Annotated in this window: 15 protein-coding genes; 9 read left to right on the top strand and 6 right to left on the bottom strand. The window is 47.9% G+C overall.

The window, feature by feature from the left end:
* The first annotated feature begins 86 nt into the window (after positions 1–86).
* The 6 genes from OXH39_09380 (at position 87) to cobA (ending at position 7320) form a co-directional block, all read left to right on the top strand.
* Complete coding sequence (locus OXH39_09380; protein MCY3550660.1) at positions 87–950, top strand: hypothetical protein; 864 nt, start codon at positions 87–89, stop codon at positions 948–950.
* 67 nt (positions 951–1017) lie between these two features.
* Complete coding sequence (gene ccsA, locus OXH39_09375) at positions 1018–1860, top strand: cytochrome c biogenesis protein CcsA (protein ID MCY3550659.1); 843 nt, start codon at positions 1018–1020, stop codon at positions 1858–1860.
* Between the two features lie 26 nt (positions 1861–1886).
* Positions 1887–3356 (top strand): trypsin-like peptidase domain-containing protein, encoded by a 1470-nt coding sequence (locus tag OXH39_09370; protein ID MCY3550658.1) that lies wholly within the window; start codon positions 1887–1889, stop codon positions 3354–3356.
* 106 nt (positions 3357–3462) lie between these two features.
* Positions 3463–4752, top strand: coding sequence for a glutamyl-tRNA reductase (gene hemA / locus OXH39_09365; GenBank protein ID MCY3550657.1), 1290 nt, complete (start codon positions 3463–3465; stop codon positions 4750–4752).
* Between the two features lie 136 nt (positions 4753–4888).
* Positions 4889–5815 (top strand): hydroxymethylbilane synthase, encoded by a 927-nt coding sequence (gene hemC, locus OXH39_09360; GenBank protein ID MCY3550656.1) that lies wholly within the window; start codon positions 4889–4891, stop codon positions 5813–5815.
* Positions 5812–7320: a uroporphyrinogen-III C-methyltransferase gene (gene cobA / locus OXH39_09355; GenBank protein ID MCY3550655.1), complete on the top strand. Its 1509-nt coding sequence runs from the start codon at positions 5812–5814 to the stop codon at positions 7318–7320. Before hemC ends, cobA begins: the two co-directional genes overlap by 4 nt.
* A 41-nt stretch (positions 7321–7361) precedes the next feature.
* Here the strand turns inward: cobA and OXH39_09350 are convergent, their stop codons facing one another.
* Both OXH39_09350 and OXH39_09345 read right to left on the bottom strand, forming a co-directional pair.
* Positions 7362–8858 (bottom strand): Nramp family divalent metal transporter, encoded by a 1497-nt coding sequence (locus OXH39_09350; protein MCY3550654.1) that lies wholly within the window; start codon positions 8856–8858, stop codon positions 7362–7364.
* A 65-nt stretch (positions 8859–8923) separates the two neighbouring features.
* Entirely contained in the window at positions 8924–10039 is a 1116-nt protein-coding gene (locus OXH39_09345; GenBank protein ID MCY3550653.1) for an Ldh family oxidoreductase, read from the bottom strand.
* A gap of 69 nt (positions 10040–10108) precedes the next feature.
* On the opposite strand from OXH39_09345, the gene OXH39_09340 reads away from it, so the two are divergent.
* Entirely contained in the window at positions 10109–10648 is a 540-nt protein-coding gene (locus OXH39_09340) for a hypothetical protein (GenBank protein MCY3550652.1), read from the top strand.
* A 461-nt stretch (positions 10649–11109) separates the two neighbouring features.
* Here the strand turns inward: OXH39_09340 and OXH39_09335 are convergent, their stop codons facing one another.
* Both OXH39_09335 and OXH39_09330 read right to left on the bottom strand, forming a co-directional pair.
* Entirely contained in the window at positions 11110–11892 is a 783-nt protein-coding gene (locus OXH39_09335) for a DUF1828 domain-containing protein (GenBank protein MCY3550651.1), read from the bottom strand.
* A gap of 27 nt (positions 11893–11919) precedes the next feature.
* Positions 11920–12372: a hypothetical protein gene (locus OXH39_09330; protein MCY3550650.1), complete on the bottom strand. Its 453-nt coding sequence runs from the start codon at positions 12370–12372 to the stop codon at positions 11920–11922.
* A 467-nt stretch (positions 12373–12839) separates the two neighbouring features.
* On the opposite strand from OXH39_09330, the gene OXH39_09325 reads away from it, so the two are divergent.
* Complete coding sequence (locus OXH39_09325) at positions 12840–13226, top strand: ComEA family DNA-binding protein (protein ID MCY3550649.1); 387 nt, start codon at positions 12840–12842, stop codon at positions 13224–13226.
* Here OXH39_09325 and OXH39_09320 read toward each other — a convergent pair whose 3' ends face one another.
* Positions 13227–13802, bottom strand: coding sequence for a 5-formyltetrahydrofolate cyclo-ligase (locus OXH39_09320; GenBank protein ID MCY3550648.1), 576 nt, complete (start codon positions 13800–13802; stop codon positions 13227–13229). It lies immediately after the preceding gene.
* A 5-nt stretch (positions 13803–13807) separates the two neighbouring features.
* Positions 13808–14095 carry a EutN/CcmL family microcompartment protein gene (locus OXH39_09315; protein ID MCY3550647.1) on the bottom strand — a complete coding sequence of 96 codons (288 nt, stop codon included), beginning with the start codon at positions 14093–14095 and terminating at the stop codon, positions 13808–13810.
* Between the two features lie 270 nt (positions 14096–14365).
* Between OXH39_09315 and thiO the strand changes: the two genes are divergently transcribed.
* Positions 14366–15481 carry a glycine oxidase ThiO gene (gene thiO, locus OXH39_09310; protein MCY3550646.1) on the top strand — a complete coding sequence of 372 codons (1116 nt, stop codon included), beginning with the start codon at positions 14366–14368 and terminating at the stop codon, positions 15479–15481.
* The last annotated feature ends 94 nt before the right edge of the window (positions 15482–15575 follow it).

Here is a 15575-nt window from a genome sequence, read left to right as displayed (position 1 = left end):
TTTCAATTCAAAACGGTTGAGAACTGCTTTAATCATCTTACGTGGATGAGTGACATTCCTGTCCCGATAGGCAAAGGAAGAAAATCATGAAGACGCTAAACGATTTTGAACTCAAGCAAAGAAAGTATATGCCTGTCTTTCCAAAAGCGAGTGGAAAACCGACCGTTTACATCCAAGGCTACCCTTATGAGGACGATGAACCTATGCCAGCAGGCGAATTTCACGGGATGCAGATGCATAGCTTATTTGACCAATTCTTACGATATTTTCAGGCACACCCGTATATCCATGTCGGTATGGACAACTTTATCTATTACCGAGAAGGCGATATCAGAAAGGTCGTGGCTCCCGATGTGTATGTCGCCCTCGGTGCCCCGAAACTTCCGTTACGAAGGAGTTTTTATACCTGGGCAGAAGGCACCGTCCCTACAGCAGTTTTTGAGTTCCTTTCAGATACAACAGCGTCTGAGGACCGGCATGAAAAAGTTGAGGTGTATCTGCGTGATATGGGGGTTGCGGAGTATTTCATTCATCAACCCGATATGAATCGCCCTATAGAATTTCGTGGGTGGCGACGGGATGCATTAGGCGACATCGTTGAGATTGAAGAAGATGCTGATGATGGTTTGTTCAGTGCGTCATTAAATCTTTATTTTCGGTGGGAGCTGCATGAGGCGTGGGAGCTGCGGCTGTTACGTCCCTATCTCCCTGATGGAACCCCGATTACAACTTCTATGGAAGAACATCACCTACGAGTGGCAGCGGAAACGTTGATAGAAGAAGAAGCAGAACGGCGACAGGTGGCAGAAAGACTCGCCAGAGAAGAAGCAGAACGGCGACAGGTGGCAGAAAGACTCGCCAGAGAGGAAACGGAACGGCGACAGACTGTGGAGGCTGAGTTAGAACGCCTTCAGGCACAACTCGTCAACAGCGAAAATGAAAACGAATGAAAAAGACTAACGGAGAGGCATATTATTCACCTGCTGTGTGCCCTGATGGTTTCAAAAAGTACAGCGTATGATAAATTTTCTGTTTCTCCTCACCCTTCTAATATACTTAGCAGCGAGCATTTTTCAAACCCTTTCGCTGGCTATCGGCAATAGATCCGGAGCGGCGGTGATCCGTCCGACAATTGAACGAATCGCTTTTTGGAGCACCAGCATCGGTTTTGCTTTTCTGACCCTCTTTATCGCGCTCTGGTGGCTCCAACAAGGGCATTTTCCGATGACGCACTGGACCGACTCCACTGCCTTCTTTGCATGGGCAATCACACTTATCTATCTCATCATCGTGCGTTTGACGCATCTCCGCACACTCGGTAGTTTTGTGATGCCTGTTGCATTCATTGCTATCCTCATTTCGTATAGTTTCGCCACGCACACCGCTGCACTCCCGGAACCGTTGCAAAACTATTGGCTTCTGGCGCATACCACACTTATTTTCCTCGCCTATGCAGCGTTTATCGCCGCGTTTGGGTTTGGACTGATGTACCTGATGACGGAGCGGAAGATTCGCCAGAAGACGGACGCACTCCTTGACAATCTCCTTCCTTCTCTCGGGACTTCCGATGAGCTTGGGTATCGCTGCACAATTCTTGGTGTAATTCTGCTCACAATGGGGGTCATCGTTGGGAGTCTTTGGACCCAATATATCCGAGATGTCCCGTGGAGGTGGCTTGATGCGAAGGTAATCTCCACCTTCGTGACGTGGTTCATCTATATCGTCCAAATTGGTCTCCGCCAGTTTTGGGGGTGGCACGGACGAAGAGCTGCGTACGCTGCAATCCTCGGTTTCGTTGCTGTGCTCTGCACCTATGTCGGCGTGGATCTCTTTTTAGACAGCATGCATACATACCGATAATTCAAAAAACTGACGGAGGTCCATTCATGAAACATAACGGAGAATCTATTGTACAAATCCGCTCGATTGAGGCGGAATCGGGAAAACTCGTTGGTGTCGGTAGTGGATTCTTTGTAGAACCTGAAAAGGTTGTTACCAACATCCATGCTGTTTATGGGGAGGGACTGGTTTCTGCGAAGTCAGTTGATGGAGAAACCGTGTGGGAAGTAGACGGTGTAACAACGTTTGATCTTAAAAATGACTTGGTTATCTTAAAGGTGTTGGCTGAAGGTAAACCTCTTCCACTTGGGAACAGTGACGCTGTTCAGATCGGCGAACGAGTTTTTACTTTAGGTTTCCCAGAAACTGAATACAAGGTCACAACCGGAATCATACAGGGTATCCGCGGTGACAGCAAAAAGTTTTGGGTGGACGCTGAGTATGTGGGGGGCATGAGTGGTGGTCCTATGCTCAACAGTAAAAGTGAAGTTATAGGTGTTGCTGCTGGCAGCACAGGAACTTACGGTGTTGCTGTTCCCTCAAACGCTCTCAAGGTATTGCTTTCTCAATCGGAGTTAACCGAACCTTTAGCACAGTTTCGGAAAAAAGATCCTATACGTGCCTATACTTACTACGCTCAAGGACAATTCAAATTTCTTCATGGTGCCCATGCTGAAGCGATAGATGCTTTTGATAAAACCGTTGAGCTAAATCCGGAGTTTGCTGCTGCTTACGGAATTTGCGGTCTTGCAAAGTTACATCTCGGCCAATTTGAAGAAGTCAAGGAAAACGCAGAGGAAGCACAACATTATTATCACGAAGCTGTTGCAGACTTTAATACAGCTAACAAACTCGACGCGGAAGAAGGTTTAGGACAGGATGACAGAATTCTCGGTTATGCGAAGACTAAATTAGGTGAATCTGAGGTGGCTAAGGGAAATGTGGAACAGGCACTGAACTACTATAACGAGGCGATTGCAGACTTTAATAAAGCCATCAAACTTAACTCAGAGTATGCAGGTGCCTATAGTAATCGCGGTTATACGAAAACTAAACTGGCGCAATCCGCAGCCTCCCAAGGCGACCAAGAGCAAGCACAAGAGTACTACTGTGCAGCGATTGACGATTGTACTGAAGCCCTTAGATTAAATTCAGCGGAGTATGCCGAGGATTCTCTAATGCGCCATTACGCGAAACTTTTGCTTGAACCGGAGGATACCGATACTTACAGAAATCGTGGTGATGCAAAATTTTACTTCGGTAAATTGGAAACGGATCAGGGGAATATGGAGCAGACAGAAAGCCACTATCGTGATGCTATAGAGGATTATACTGAAACTATCAACCTCAAACCGGATTGTGCACTCGCCTACTACAGCCGCAGTCTGGTAAAGCAGGCACTCGGATTGCAAGAAGAAGCACGAGTTGACTATGAAAAAGCTAGGGAACTAAATCCAGATGTCGGAAAACAGACCGAGCAAAAACATCAAGATATTGAGAAACCACAGGACAATTGAATAATTCCAGTTACCCATTCTAAATTTGACACAACCGCTGACATGTGATATAATTTACGAAGCATATAAACAACATTTCACGTTTTTAGATTTTTTGGTAGAAGGAATGAACCAAATCGTTTCCGTCGGAACCAGCCATCATGTCGCTCCCATTGAATTCAGGGAAAGATTGGCGTTTTCCGAAGAACAACTTACTGAATCCCTCCAGCACCTTCGTGAATCTGATCAGGTTCAAGAAGCCGTCATTCTCTCTACTTGCAACCGCGTAGAAATCTATGCGGTCGCGAACCCCGTGCGGAGTGCCGATGCAGCTGCCAAGATATTGGTTCAATTCCTCTCCCGTTACCACCAGATTGACATGGAATCGCTCAAGAAATGGAGTTATGTTCACTATAACTTGGAGACGATCCAACATCTCTTCAGGGTGACATCGAGCCTTGATTCTATGGTCGTCGGTGAATCCCAAATACTGGGGCAAATCAAAGCCGCTTACGACTTCTCTCGTGCGTCAGGTAGCACGGGTACGGTTCTCAATCGTCTTTTCACCAAAGCTTTCAGCGTTGGCAAACGCATCCGCTCCGAGACAACTATTGCTACAGGTGCCGTTTCTATTAGTTACGCCGCCGTTGAACTCGCCAAAAGGATTTTCAATACACTTGAGGGTAAGACTGTTGCGATTGTCGGCGCAGGTGAAATGAGTGAACTCACAGCAAAGCATCTCGTTGCAAATGGTGTCTCTAACGTGATTGTCGCGAATCGTACATACCAGCGGGCGGTCAAAATCGCCGAGAAGTTTAACGGCACACCTCTCCCTTATAATAGCGACCTCGGTTTCCTCATTGATGCTGACATCGTTATTAGTTCTACCGATGCCCCGGATTATCTTATCAAACGACAGCCACTCGCTAACATTATGCGGAAACGGAAGCACCGGTATATGTTTCTCATTGACATCGCTGTACCACGCGATATAGAACCCGATGTGAGTAAGATTGACCACGCCTTCCTGTATAATATTGACGACCTCGAAGCCGTTGTCGCCTCCAACCTCAAGGATCGACAACAGGAAGCAACCCGAGCAGAACAGATTGTCGCTGAGGAGGCGAAGCGGTTCTACGACCAATTGCAAATCTTTCAGGTCAATCCCACTATTAAAGCACTCCACCAGCAGTTTCGAGAGATCGCTGACACTGAATTGCAAGCATGTTTCTACAAGGCAACACTTTCTGATCAGCAGGAGGCAGCTGTCGCCTCTATGACCCAAGCAATCGTCAAAAAACTGCTCCACCATCCCATGGAGAACCTTCGCTGCGCCGTTAACGATGGCGATGCTGATCACGGACAGTATGTTCAAGCGTTACGGGAATTATTCGCCTTGGATGTTAACGATGAATAGTTATCAGTTTGCCTCGCAGTGAGAGTTAAGAGGACGCGTGGTATTTACCGACGCTTTCACTGCCTTATGCGACTGACCGCTGACTGCTGATGGAAACCGACAGCCATTCTTCTGACAACCGACAACTATAAAAAAAATGCACAACTCGCTCACAATCGGCACACGTGGTAGTCAACTCGCGCTTTGGCAGTCGCAATTCGTCAAAGATCAATTAGAACGCCATTTTTCGGATATTGAGGTCCACCTCAAAGTCATCAAAACCACGGGCGACACGATTCAAAACCGCTCGTTGGTCGGACTGGGCAAAGGTGTTTTTACCAAAGAGATAGAAAATGCGCTCCTAATTGACGACATTGACCTCGCTGTTCATAGTTTGAAGGATCTTCCGACAGAATTACCCGCAGGACTCTGCATAGCTGCTATTCCCGCACGAGAAGATCCACGCGATGTGCTCATCACTGCCACGGGACTCCCCTTAGAAAGCCTACCAGGAGGTGCAAAAATCGGCACCACAAGCCCACGCCGAAAAGCACAACTCCTCTACATCCGCCCAGACGTGCAAGTTGTTGATGTTCGCGGCAACGTTGATACCCGATTACGCAAACTTCATGAAACCGATCTTGACGGAATTATCCTCGCCGCTGCTGGCATTAAGCGTCTTCTCAAACAGGAGGTTATTACACAATTTTTTCATACAGAACAGATGGTCCCAGCAGTTGGACAAGGGGCACTCGCGATTGAAACACGGGAAGCGGATGACCGGGTTGAAAAACTGATCTCGCCTTTAAACAACCACCGTGCAACAGCAGAAATCGCCGCTGAAAGAGCCGTTTTGGAAAGCCTCGGTGGTGGATGTCAAGTACCGATTGGCGCGTATGCCAAGCATACTGATGGTAAACTCTCACTCGTCGGGACGGTCTGTCATCCAGAAGGTAGCGTACGCATTATGGAGCGTGCCACAGGAACGCCAGGCGCAGCAAAACACTTAGGTAGGGTCGTCGCCGAAAAACTCAAGAATAGTGGCGCGACTGAACTGTTGAAGGCGCAGGAGAGCGACAAATGAACAAACCGAGCACGGGTATCGTCTATATCGTAGGGGCAGGTCCGGGGGATAGAAAACTTATCACCCTCAAAGGCGTGGAATGCCTTCAACGCGCCGATGTCGTCATCTACGATCTACTGCTCAACGATGCATTACTGGAACATTGTCCCGCGCACACCGAAAAAATCCAAGCACCCGATCCGAGAGTCCGCGCCACCCGCCAAGATGAACTCAATCATTTGCTGGTTGAGCACGCGAAAGCAGGCAAAATTGTTGTTCGTCTCAAGGGTGGAGACCCATATATCTTCGGGCGAGGCGGCGAGGAAGCGATTGCGCTCACCGAAGCAAACATTCCATTTGAGATCGTTCCCGGTGTCACTTCTGCGGTTGCTGCAACCGCTTATGCCGGTATTCCAGTCACGCATCGTGACTATGCCTCGTCAGTCGCTTTTGTTACGGGGCATTCCGCTGCACTGCGTTCAGATTCAAATATCAACTGGGAACAGCTCGCTACGGCGGTGGATACACTCGTTGTCTACATGGGGGTTGCACACCTTCGCCAAATTGTAGAACGGCTGATAACAAACGGTAGAGATCCTGAAACACCTGTTAGTTTAGTCCGCGTCGGAACGACACCGCAACAGCACGTCGTCCAAGGCACCCTTACCGATATTGTACAAAAAGTAGAGGCAGCCCAACTCAAGAGTCCAGCACTTATCGTGGTCGGTGAGGTGAACCGTTTGCGTGAGCAACTCCGATGGTTTGACACCAAACCGCTCTTCGGAAAACGGATCCTTGTCACGCGCGCCCGCGCACAGGCAAGCGAATTCGCGGATCTTTTAGAAGCAAACGGTGCCGAAGTCATCCAATTCCCCACGATAAGGATTCAACCTATTGAAGGTGTAGACGTGCCTTCTCCCAACGAATACGATTGGGTTATCTTCACGAGTGTCAATGCTGTAGAGATTTTCTATGAGAGTTTACGAGAAAAGGACAAGGATGCACGAGCATTCGGCGAAAGCAGCGTCTGCGCGGTTGGATCGAAAACGGTGGAAGCCCTCAACGACATCGGTATCCACCCCGATTTTGTCCCATCCAACGCCCGTGGAAGTGCGATCGCCGTTGAAATAGGGGATGTATGCGGGAAGAAAATCCTCCTGCCGCGTGCAAAAATCGCCACTGCTGATCTCCCCGATGCTTTGCGCGAGAAAGGAGCACATGTCGATAATGTACCGCTCTATGATACCGTCAGGGTACCGGGCGAAAACCGAGAGGCAATTGAAGCGGAACTCCTAAACGGCAGCATAGACTTCGTCACCTTCACCAGTTCCTCAACGGTTACGAACTTCTTAGAGATGTTCCCCGCACACCAACCTACAGTCCTACTCGCCGATGTCAAGGTCGCAGTCATCGGTCCCACAACACAGAAAACAGCAGTGGAACATGGCGTTCACGTTGACGTGATGGCAAAGGAAGCCTCCGTCAAGAGTCTTGTGGCAGCAATTGTGTCGGAAACCTATACGTAGGGGTAGGTCTTGTACCTACCCCATAGGAACTGTGTAGCGTTTTACCCAAAAATCGGGAAAACATAAGGCACAAGTACTTTCTGATAGACGGTAATCGTTCCGAAGATCGAATAATATCCCGCGCACAATACCAACCCAATCTGTTTCCACAACGGTGCTTGTATCTCTGGGGGTAAGAATTTCCAGTTGACGTAAAGCGTATGTAACGCGGTAATTACAAGTAAGTAGCCACCAATCGTTGCCGATACCAGAATCATAAAGAACGGTTTGACGAGATATATCGCGATGATGCCCCAGATAATGTAGACACCGAGAATCGGGTAATAGATCCATTTTGCGTTGTGTTCACCGAGATTTCGCGCACGCTTCAATCCGGTCCATATAATATCCGTGTAAGTACGAGGCACGCCGTCCACACCACCAAGTTGCGTCGAGAACAGTACCCAGAACCCGCACAACAGTGTGAGATACCACATCACTCTACCGCCTTTTGCTGCGAGTCCTTCCGCTTGGAATCCTGCTGCAGACCACTGGTCCATCTCCTGCCCTGAAGGCACAAATTCCAGGGTCAGCATCGCGGGCAGGGCAATACCTATGAAACATCCGATCATCCAGATACCGTACTGCTCAAATCGGACATATTTCCACCACTCCTTGAACCGCTTGAGGTTTTCTGGTGAGATACGAAACACCTTGCCCCAGTGTGAAAGCGTTACATTTTGTCCACCGATCATTGATGGGATCGCACCGACGAGACTGCTCATGCCCCACCCTTTATCGCGGACATAATTGGTGATTGTGACATTGCCTAACCCACCACTTCCGGCGTAAGCAGCGAATGCCCCAAGCAACAGCCAATTGACTTGTCCATCTGGCCCTGGTGCGGGGAGTGCCCCGAAGCTAAAGAACCCTTTGATAGCAGTCCACCACACGCGTGGCGGCACCATAAACAGATCAATAACGACAAGGTAACTGATAATCCAGATGACCATGAATAGCTGCACCTTCTCAAGTGCGTTGTAAATCTTTCCACCAAACAACACGATCCCTAAACACGCGAAAAAGATGAGATATGCGAACAGACGTACCGTGCTACTATCCGCATCTTGCGGCATATAGCCGAGCCATGCCGCACCGAGTGCCGTCGCAGCGGTCATCGCCCAACCGGGCCAAATGCCAAAAAAGTTAACTCCCGAATAGAAAGATGCCCAGAAAGGCGCGCCCGGTTTGCAGCGCATATAACCACTCAACATCGGTTCGCCGGTATAAAGTGTGTAGCGGATTGCTTCCGTGTTAAGAATTGCTTGAAGCAAGATAGCGATTGTTGCAATCCACAGGAGACTGCCTCCATATTGGGCGGTTATCGCGGGACCGAGCAACCACTCACCACTACCGATTGAACCTCCTAAGGCGATGATGCCGGGACCTAAGATACTCCGAAACGCTTTTCCAAATTGGTACTTCGGTGGTGCAGGTAAATCTTCAACCTCCCAATCGGGGAGTGTGCCGCCTGATACAGTTTCTTTCGTTTCTGCCATAGTGTACCCCTTCCCCCTCTAATTTTGGTTATGGATTGAGGCGTTGACCTGTTATCGCCCCTTTCCTACCACTCCCAACAGATAGGAACATCTAACTTATCAGCGATGCCTGCGAGGCCTCGTAAATGGTCTACATGAATGGGAATGCCATTCTCAAGGTAATTGTCGTAGTTGTTCCACTCAATTTCGCCGGGGAGGTATGCCTGTTCCACGCCTTCTGCCGTTTTTGAAGCGTGAATCTTATCTATGCCCCGTTGGATTTCCGCAACATAGCCGTCGTAGTCTGTGAAACTCGCAACATCCATAGCGAAGAAGAAGTGCTCAGAGGGATCGCCTGATTTATTGCAAGCCATCAAACCACCACTGAGAGGACCCGCTAAAATGCCCATAATGAGTGCCAATCCATAACCCCTCGGTCCCGCTGCTGGTGCAAGGAAGCGTCCCTTATCTGGATCGCTGGTAGGTTGGCCTGTTTCATCTATAAGCCAACCGTCTGGAATCGGTTTACCGTACATCCGTAGTGTACCTATCTTTCCCCACGCCGATACCCCACACGCCATGTCTAATACGATCGGATGCCCGTCACCGATGGGCAAGGCGTAACTCATCGCGTTGTTGGCGACCACCGCTTCAGCACCACCCGGAGCGACAATAGATGCGCCACCTGTGTTTGTTGTCGAAAATCCGATCATCTGGTTCGATGCCGCCATAATTGCGTAGCATGCGGCTGCACCGAAATGTCCAGCGTTGCGAACCCCTACAGCAGCGATGCCTGTCGTTTTCGCCTTTGCTATCGCTGTCTCCATTGCCAGCGTGCTTGCCAGATGACCCATCCCATTATCTCCGTCAACGACAGCGAAGCTTGGACCCTCTGTCGCGATGCGAAGGGCGGGTTGTGCGTTCATCTTCCCATCAAGGATAAGGTTGAGGTAACCCGGCAAGGCACGTGTGCCGTGTGAATGCACACCGCGCAGATCGGTTAGCACCTGATGTATCGCGATCGTCTTCCCGTCTTCAGAGCGCAATCCTGCCTTGTCACAAAGCGTCCGGGCGAAATCGTGTAATCGCGCTGAATGTACAACAATCTCCTGCATAATATCCTCTCCAATCGTGAATTCACTGCCTATTTTAGCAGAGACGGGTTTCCATATCAAGTATAATCCAAATACTTCAATACGCACGATCCGTTTTCTTTGGATAAAACGATTCGATTAACGCTACAATGTACTTAAAAAATCGGAGGACAAAACATGCGTCACCATAAAACCTTCAATGCGAACACAAAAATACATCTTATGCCTTTCACGCTTGCGTTTATATGTCTAATGCTTTCTTCGTGTCTCAATCCGCTGCAGCCGGTAAGTATGCAAGAAGAAGAGGAAATAAAGGCAGCACTGAAAGGTCGTTCATTTCGGCAATTCGATCCATCTAAAGACGCAACGAAAAGAAAAGGCGTTATTCTTGATTTCTTTAGTGGTGTCAGTTTGTGGGCGCAGTATGCCGAAGGCAATACTGCCTTAAGCGAGTGGGAGATTTTAGCGGACGATTATCGCGTTGAAAAGGCGGGTTCGGAATACAGAATTTATTTTCAGGCACCGCGTTCGGTACAAATACTCCCGACCCAGTGTGACAACTGCATTGAAACTTCAGGAGTCTCCATTTCGGTCCGAAATCTTTTTGATAGCAAAAGGATTCGATTCAAGTTGAATATTGACAATGACAATTTTCCCCGACCTTTCCCCATATTTGAATCGTGGACAAAGTTTAGCGAAGACGAGTATTTTGATTAAGTTAATGTAGGAGTGATCTCCATATCGTGGTTTATCCTGTCCGTTTCACTCTACACTCGGTAGGCGAGTTTTCCAACCTCGCCCATCCTCTTCAACCCCGTAGGGGTGACATCTGTGTAGAAAAACAGTACACCCCAAACCTAAGCCCCGTAGGGGCGGCATCTATAAATGCATCAGAAGAAACATCTCAGAATAACCCTCCCGACTTCTTATTCCGCTGATAAGGGGGGTTAGGGGGTTGTCGGGGTAGGTCAGTTTTCACACTGCGGATAAGAACAAAAAAAATGGCAGCCTACGGTATGTTTAACCGTAAGCTGCCATACACACTCTAAAACGCTATAGTCACGAACCGCGGCACATTATTTACCTTTACCAGCTTTGCCAGACGTATTATTAAACGGGTACACTTTCAACGCCAATCGAAATTGCCCAGTTAGTGACGCATGCTACCGCGCGATAGTTTACGAAGGTAAAGAGATATTATTATCCAGATATTGTCTGATGTCTTTACCGCTTTTTTTTAGGTCAACAAAACACGCATCACACACATCTCGGAAACGGGCAAGCACTTTGCGACTCGTAGCCTTCTCATCCTTGACAATTCCTACGGACCTAAAAGATATACCCCACTCTTTGAATTGGTGAATCGAGATTGTAGCATCACGTGTTTTATTATCATTGGCAAGAGCATACACAAAAAGAGACTCCGGCATCCCATTAATTAGACAATCTACTTTATAATTTGCTTGCGGATCACGATCCTTATCATGCCATTCAAATGCCATGCGCGTCGTTTTCACCTTTTCATGTAAGAGTTCATGGAAATCTTCCATAAATGTGGATTGAACTCGGTCCCTTGACAAATATGACACATCCGTTATCTTGAGAAGAGCTTGAACGAAGTCGTATAGTGCTTCACCGTAACGCTCATCCGATACATCAAGTATTAATTCTCCACTGCGGTTTTCAACCTCAAACATAGAAAGGGCTTTAGAGATAAGTTTCCAGCGTGCACCGCTATAAAGAAGTTTCTCATCAATATCGTAGGCGAGGTGCCTGTAGGTATGCGATTCGTCGGAGAGCAGCCACCGTTCACTCTCCTTCTTTAGGACGATAACTAATTCATCACCATCCTCGAATTGGAAGGGCGTTAATACCCGGAAACGGTCTTTACCATCTGCTGAAAGACTTATCTGTGCGGAGACCTTATTAATAAAGTCTTGTTGTATGGTATTGGCAGACATTGCTTACTCCCCGAAAAAAAGTACCTGTTACAGCGGTTCCACAAAATTCGCATCTTTGATTAAGCAGCGAAGGGCACCCTCGTAGCTGTTATAGCGATCCGTTGGTAGCGCATAAGCTTCTTCCTTTAATCCTCTCCGTTGATACCGCTCTGTAGCGTAATGAATATGAAACCCTTCAATTCTTTCTTTCTCAATCCGGTTTCTGTGCCCACTGGTCCGCCCATTGTAGCGCCGGAGTTTAAAATTTGGGTTTGATTTAGTAACAACTACCAAAATAACTGAAAAATCTAAAGGCACAAGGTCGTCTGGTCTGACAATGATTCGGAACTCATTCCCTTTATCGCCTATGACAGTCAATTCTCCCTTCTCTTTATTTCGTCTAATCAGTCTACTATACCAATCATCTGGCAAAATCTTGCGTTCTTGTACAAATTCTTCTATTTCCTGATCTGAATATATGACTTTCTGAGCGTTTACCATAAATTATTCCGATACATACAATACCATACATAATGTGAAATGGCAAATAAAAATTGAGTATAAATCAGGAAAGCAGCGGATATAATTGACTCTCGCGTCACAAAATGTTCTGTGCAGTTTACCGGCAGCGGATCTCGTCGTTGTCATCGGTTCTCAAAGTTCATCGTGTACTCCATTTTAAGGTTTTCCAATCCACAGTCCGTTATCCACTTGCTACCTACGGTGGAAGGGTAGCAGAGAACGGTGTTGAGATACCATCTCGTAGCAATGCCACCCAAAACTGGTTTAAGTAGTACACCACATTTGGTAGAGGAATGCAAGGTTATTTGTCTACCAAAGGTTCGTCACTTGACAGCGCGTGAAAATGTAGTATACTGATAAATAATTTTCATTTTTTTCAAAATTGGAAGCAAAGATTTCAAGAGGTAGTTATCAAACTGCGTGAATTGAAGGAGGTGATGTGAGAGATGAATAGCGTATCGGATACTATTGAACGCCATTATTGGAAAGCTGTCGTTTTTCTCGTGGTACTGATTTTGGCTGGGACCGGTTTTTGGGGTGTGAGACGGTTCGCACCTGCGATCTTCCTCGGAAAACCAGATCTGATCGTTGGTCCAAATGAGGAACGTCCACAAAGCCGGGTAATACCCAGTAAACCCGCACTTCTTAATATCAACACCGCCTCTGCCGAAGAACTCCAAACGCTTCCAAATATCGGCGCGGAGATGGCACAAAAAATTATTGACTACCGCACACAGCACGGGAACTTCACCAGTGTAGATGCTCTCCAGAAAGTCAAGGGGATTGGTGCAAAGACGCTGGAGAAATTGAGACCTTTCGTTGATGTCAAATAGTTAAATCGCTATCCTACCGGTCTCTGTGAAGATGTGTTGAACAGGGACATCCCACGCTTGTGGAAACGTATCTTCTACAACCTGTATCTGATATGCTAATCCAATGGGAATGGCGTGTGGGCATTTCGTGAGGAATCGGTCGTAGAAACCCTTGCCATAGCCGAGACGATACCCCTTCCGATCGAAGGCGATACCGGGAACCACGATGAGTTGAAGGTGTTCAGTCGGGAAAATTGGACATGCGTCTTTAGGTTCCAACATGCCGTAGCGATGACGTACCAGTTCTGTTTTCGGATTCTGAACCCGCCTTGGTGTGAGTTTTACCTGTTCGGTATTTATCACTGGCGCGCAAACCTGCTTACCTGAATTAAGTAACCCTTCAAGCAGATCGGTAGTTTCAACCTCGCTTCTCATACTCAGGTAGAGCATCACGGAATCGAAACCCTCACGCTGTATCCAGCGTGAAACGGAATTAACGATACGCTGGCTGAGCCTTGCCCTCTCTTCTGAGATGAGTGCCTCGCGACGGTGGAGTGTTTCAGTGCGGACGCGTTTCCGTTCGGTCGCGATCTTCATTGTTTCTACTTTTGATACCTGACTTTTCCAGCGACTTCCACGGTATCAACAATCGCCATGATTACAGCGTCAACCGGTTTATTGCTCGTCACTGCGGTCTGTCGAGCGGAACTACCGGTGGCGATAAGGACGATTTCACCGATGCCAGCACCTACCGCATCTACAGCGACTGTATATTTCCGATCAACGTCTCCGTCCAGGTTTACATCTTGGACAACCATCAGCTTGCTTCCGATCAATTTTTCATCTTTCTGCGTCGCGACGATTGTCCCGGTCACTTTTCCAAGGATCATGTAATAAAAGACCTTTCATGTTGGGCGAGGTTTTTGTGCTAATCTACTTTTTCCTGCACCACCGAATTTGAGATAGTTTGCTTGATAATGTTTGTAGTAATTATACACCGAATCCGCCGAAATTTCAAGTTGCAATCTGCATTGTCAGAATAAGTGCATCCGAAAATGTATATAAGTAGTCAAATTGGCATTTGGCAACTGAGATTGACAGGCGACCCAACAATGTGCTAAACTAAATTGTTGCAATTTTAGGGTAAAGTGGAGGAAAACTTGAATCAAAATCACGCCGATGTCATCATTATTGGTGGAGGGATTATCGGGTGTGCCATCGCTTACGATCTTGCCAAGCGAGGCGTGAAACCCTTGGTGATTGACAAAGCGCACGCTGTGGGTACGGAGGCTTCATGGGCAGGCGCAGGCATCTTAACCTCACACGCGTCAACACATGAACCGTATCCAACGCTCTGCCGCGCAAGCCTTGAGTTGTATCCGTCGTTAGCGGAGGAACTCCGTACAGAGACCCAGATAGATATTGAGTTCATCCAATCTGGGACCCTATCGGTATTCTTCAATCAGGCTGAGGCAGCGGGATTAATTGGTCTCGCAGACCGGCGCGTGAAACGCGGTTTTTCAGCGGAAGTCTTGACAGCCGAACAAGCGTGGGAGTTGGAGCCAGCACTCTCGAAATCTATTGCTGGTGCCGTTCTGTTTCCTGAAGATGCACAAGTCCGCAACCCGAAGATGGTGACGGCACTCACAAAGGGAGCAGCAAAACTCGGTGCGGAATTCCAAGTAGGCAATCCTGTCACCGACTTTGTCCGAGACAGTGAAAACGGTGGAAACCGCGTTGTCGGGGTCGTCGTGAACGGCGAAACCTTATACGCGGACACGTTCGTGATTGCTGCCGGATGCTGGGCAGGTGCGTTGATTGCCCAACTTGACGTGCCGATACAGATTGGACCCGCGAAGGGGCAGATCGTCCTCGTTGAAGCGATGCCGCCGCCTTTTCAGCATATCGTTGATGGACTCGGCATCTACGTCGTACCGAGAGCCGATGGCAAAATTTTGCTCGGTGCTACAGTCGAATTTGTCGGTTATGACAAAACCGCAACAGTGGACGGTACCAAGCAGATGATTGATGCTGGTATTGCCATCGCCCCGCAACTCGCGAACAGCACTTTTGTGCAAACGTGGGCAGGTTTGCGTCCTTATGTGAAAAAAGGACCGCTTCTCGGTTACTTGCCGGGATATAATAACGTCGTTTTGGCATCTGGACATTTCAAAAACGGCATTCTGCTCGCACCGATCACGGGGCAACTCATCGGTGAACTGATCACGACAGGGAAACCCTCACTGTCACTGGAGCCGTTTCAGCCAGAAATGTAAGAAAAACGGAGCGTATACTCCGGAAAATTGGGGTTATAAGGTGAAAATATAATTTTTTTTGAATTTTAAATGAATTATTTCCGATGACATGGGT

It is taken from the genome of Candidatus Poribacteria bacterium (assembly GCA_026702755.1).
Classification (GTDB): domain Bacteria; phylum Poribacteria; class WGA-4E; order WGA-4E; family WGA-3G; genus WGA-3G.
Note: the sequence above shows the minus strand (reverse complement) of the source record. Positions and strands in the feature narration are given on the sequence as shown.

Coding starts and splice junctions, on each gene's coding strand:
- OXH39_09380 (MCY3550660.1), top strand. CDS start 87: ATGAAGACGCTAAACGATTTTGAACTCAAGCAAAGAAAGTATATGCCT.
- ccsA (MCY3550659.1), top strand. CDS start 1,018: ATGATAAATTTTCTGTTTCTCCTCACCCTTCTAATATACTTAGCAGCG.
- OXH39_09370 (MCY3550658.1), top strand. CDS start 1,887: ATGAAACATAACGGAGAATCTATTGTACAAATCCGCTCGATTGAGGCG.
- hemA (MCY3550657.1), top strand. CDS start 3,463: ATGAACCAAATCGTTTCCGTCGGAACCAGCCATCATGTCGCTCCCATT.
- hemC (MCY3550656.1), top strand. CDS start 4,889: ATGCACAACTCGCTCACAATCGGCACACGTGGTAGTCAACTCGCGCTT.
- cobA (MCY3550655.1), top strand. CDS start 5,812: ATGAACAAACCGAGCACGGGTATCGTCTATATCGTAGGGGCAGGTCCG.
- OXH39_09350 (MCY3550654.1), bottom strand. CDS start 8,858: ATGGCAGAAACGAAAGAAACTGTATCAGGCGGCACACTCCCCGATTGG.
- OXH39_09340 (MCY3550652.1), top strand. CDS start 10,109: ATGCGTCACCATAAAACCTTCAATGCGAACACAAAAATACATCTTATG.
- OXH39_09335 (MCY3550651.1), bottom strand. CDS start 11,892: ATGTCTGCCAATACCATACAACAAGACTTTATTAATAAGGTCTCCGCA.
- OXH39_09330 (MCY3550650.1), bottom strand. CDS start 12,372: ATGGTAAACGCTCAGAAAGTCATATATTCAGATCAGGAAATAGAAGAA.
- OXH39_09325 (MCY3550649.1), top strand. CDS start 12,840: ATGAATAGCGTATCGGATACTATTGAACGCCATTATTGGAAAGCTGTC.
- OXH39_09320 (MCY3550648.1), bottom strand. CDS start 13,802: ATGAAGATCGCGACCGAACGGAAACGCGTCCGCACTGAAACACTCCAC.
- OXH39_09315 (MCY3550647.1), bottom strand. CDS start 14,095: ATGATCCTTGGAAAAGTGACCGGGACAATCGTCGCGACGCAGAAAGAT.